Annotated in this window: 3 protein-coding genes; 2 read left to right on the top strand and 1 reads right to left on the bottom strand. The window is 37.0% G+C overall.

The window, feature by feature from the left end:
- Positions 1–61: 61 nt before the first annotated feature.
- Positions 62–640, bottom strand: a complete 579-nt coding sequence (locus H7254_RS16675) for a serine hydrolase (protein WP_301934048.1) — start codon at positions 638–640, stop codon at positions 62–64.
- A gap of 346 nt (positions 641–986) precedes the next feature.
- On the opposite strand from H7254_RS16675, the gene H7254_RS16670 reads away from it, so the two are divergent.
- Both H7254_RS16670 and H7254_RS16665 read left to right on the top strand, forming a co-directional pair.
- The gene (locus tag H7254_RS16670; RefSeq protein ID WP_301934047.1) at positions 987–1,850 is read left to right on the top strand and encodes a PHB depolymerase family esterase; all 864 of its coding nucleotides are present in this window, start codon (positions 987–989) and stop codon (positions 1,848–1,850) included.
- Between the two features lie 1,087 nt (positions 1,851–2,937).
- A partial coding sequence (locus H7254_RS16665; RefSeq protein WP_301934046.1) for a carboxypeptidase-like regulatory domain-containing protein occupies positions 2,938–3,195 on the top strand: 258 nt, incomplete at its 3' end.

The following is a 3,195-nucleotide window of genomic DNA, read 5'->3' as shown; positions in this document are numbered from 1 at the left end:
GTGATTTATCTGCGGCCAGTTTTTTCCGCTCTGTTTTATGAGGGCTGGTCAGCTCATTTTCTTAATCCACTTTCAATCGTTGCTCAATCAATTCCATGGCCAGCTGTTTTGTTTCTTCCATAAAATATTTAAGTTGCGCCAGGTCATAACCCTGATTGGCATCTTCCCTTGTCCGCATTTTGTTGCCAAACTGTTTGGTGAGTTTGGCCACTCTTTCAATATCCTGGTCTACATCCAAACCAGTCTTTATTTTAATCACTTTAAAGGCTGCTTGGTAGTTTATCGTTGCTTCTTCCAACATGGCCGCCGTATCTTTTTTACCAATGGCAACCAACGTAGCCAATCCTTCAATTTTACGCCCATAAAAATTTACCACGGGTATACCGGTGAACTCACAAAAAGCATCATGCAATGCAATGTCTATCGCCGCAATCGTGCGGGGCAAATGTGGAAACTGAATTACCGCTTCATCAAAATATTCCGGGATGCCGGAAGTATGTGTCACCAGGTTTCGGATGGCGGTGCTGTAATAAGGCAGCTCTGGAATATATTTTTTGCAATTATCATCAAACTGTAACTGGCCTTTTTCGTTCAGTATCATGATGCACAGGGTTGTAAATTGTTTGGTAACCGATGCCAGGTTAAAGCAGCATCCGTGGTAAGCATTTTATTGGTTCTGAAGTCTGCTGCACCAAAGCCTATTTATACAACACCTTTCCCTTCTCTACCTAAAGCACAGTTCGGTTAAAGCGATTGTTTTTATTGAGTGCGGTTAATATGATATTCATTTTTTTATCTCCGGTTGTTGCACCTGTAGTCTTGCAGCTATTCACAATATTGGCATGTAAAAGGTTTGTGATAAAGTTAATGGAAGTACTGGATCATAAAATAATTTGCAAATATTGTCTTAGTTAACGGTTATTTTTACTAACGGGCTGTTATATTTTTTTATACTTATCAACACATTCATCCCTAATTTTTATACAATGAGAAGCATATTGCCACTACTTTTAATATTGATCTCCTTCAACGTCCAAAGCCAGTGGATAAAGGATTCTGTTTTAATAGAAGGCCATTACAGAATGTTTACATTTCACCAACCTGATACTAACTTAAAGGGAGGAAGCCTGTTGTTTTTAATGCATGGTTCTGGCGGTAACAGCAGCGATATTATTGCAAAGACAAATAAGCTGGAAGCCATTGCAGGTAAGGATAAATTACTGATTATTTACCCCGAAGGCTATCTGCATTTCTGGAACGAATGCCGCAAATTTTCTACTGCCGCAGCCAATAAAGAAAATATAAACGAGGAAGCTTTTTTTACAGAGATGATAAATTATTTTACAAATAAATACGGCATCAATCAGCACAATATTTTTGCTGCGGGTTTTTCAGGTGGCGGCCACATGGCATATAAACTGGCAATGACCATGCCTGCACAAATAAAAGCCATTGCAGCAATTGTAGCCAATATGCCCGACTCTGCCAGTTGCGATTGCAGACTTGCCGGAAAAGCCTTACCTGTATTAATTATTAACGGAACGGATGATAAAACAAACCCCTACAATGGCGGTGAGATGTTTGTTAACAACGCCAGCTTTGGTGTGGTTCGCAGCTCAGAAAATACTTTCGCATACTGGTCATCGTTGGCTGGCTATGCTGGTATGCCAACAAAAACGCTGTTGCCAGATACAGATACCACGGATCATAAAACCATTGAAAGTTACGCTTACAAGGCCGCCAATAAACCGCCAGTTACCTTGCTAAAAGTGGTTGGCGGCCATCATGATTATCCCGGCGATATTGATGTGTATTTGTACGTATGGGATTTTTTTAAAGCAATTAAATGAAACATATATTGGTAGATTTTTTTAGAAATAAGCGACCTGAACACCGGCGGAATCTTCAATTCCATCGGGTGCAGGATTTAGTTCAGGATTATAGCTCATTTTAAAATAACTGCTTTTTTACAGGCAGGTGATATCGGAGACAAAAAATATTTTTGAATTTCATTTTGTAAAAAAATAATGAAACTCTGGTTAATTCCAATAGTACTTTAAACGGGTTCCGGAGCTTTACAGGGGTCACTTTGCAATACTTTCCTATACAAGGCAATGCGGTATATTTTAGAATCAAGAAAAGACGCTGACTGCTAAAAGTACTCCTGGTAAAATTATCCGCAATTATTTTCATGTAGTAGCTCAAGGTGCAGCTTTTACCCGGGAGCTCTCGGATTTTTTAAAAGATAGCAGTCCATACAAAATGAATTCGATTACCTGTATCAGTAATTATTTTTGGGTAAAAAGCCCTCAATTAAACCGTCATTATAAAAAATAGCAGTGGTTTTAAAGAATGGGATCAGAGTAAACCTGCATAAAATTATTTGCTTTATCCGCAGCATTTAGGGGAATACATAATCTGCTTCTTCCTGCTTTTGAGACTGGTATTGGATTTTAAATTCTGGTTGCTAAAAAGTAATAATATAAAACGTATGACTTGTTTTCTTGCGCCAGGTGTTACAGGAAGTACTCAATAATAAAAATCCCTTCGTAAATTATGTATTTGTTTTTTTGTTGAATGGCTGCACTCAAGCTTTTTATTAGAGCATTCATCATTTCGATTTCTTTTGTTTAGGCTTGTGCGTATAATCCTATTGTATAGACGTTAAGGTTCTTTTTAATTTTAAGTCATTCGCCTTATAACTACCCTGATAAATTATCATTGAATTTTAGATAAGCAAAATATAGGTACTTAACCTTTCTTAACAAAACAGGGTAAATATATTAAACTTATATATCCATCTTTTTTTAAAATAATATTTAAATTTAGAAGTGATATTTATTCATTGTTAATTATATACAATATAAATATATAAAAAGGGAACTAAACCAATTTATCTTTACAGCGTTATTTCAAAATAAACCAAAACAATCTACCATGAGAAAAATTATAATCCTATTGCTTGGCCTCTTTATATTAGCCGCCAGTCTTTCAGCACAAACAAAAACGGTAACCGGAAAGGTAACAGACTCAAAAGATGGAACTGCTATGGCAGGCGTTACGGTAAAAATAAAAAATGGGGCTGCTGTCGGAGTTACCGATGCGTCCGGAATTTTCAATGTTTCTGTACCGGTAAAAACTAAGGCCATCATTTTTTCTTCGGTAGACTACAGCGAAATTGAGTTGCCTGTTACT

Origin of the sequence: Ferruginibacter sp. (genome assembly GCF_014377975.1) — a bacterium.
Classification (GTDB): domain Bacteria; phylum Bacteroidota; class Bacteroidia; order Chitinophagales; family Chitinophagaceae; genus Ferruginibacter.
This window is presented reverse-complemented; position numbering and strand designations above follow the sequence as displayed.

Coding starts and splice junctions, on each gene's coding strand:
- H7254_RS16670 (WP_301934047.1), top strand. CDS start 987: ATGAGAAGCATATTGCCACTACTTTTAATATTGATCTCCTTCAACGTC.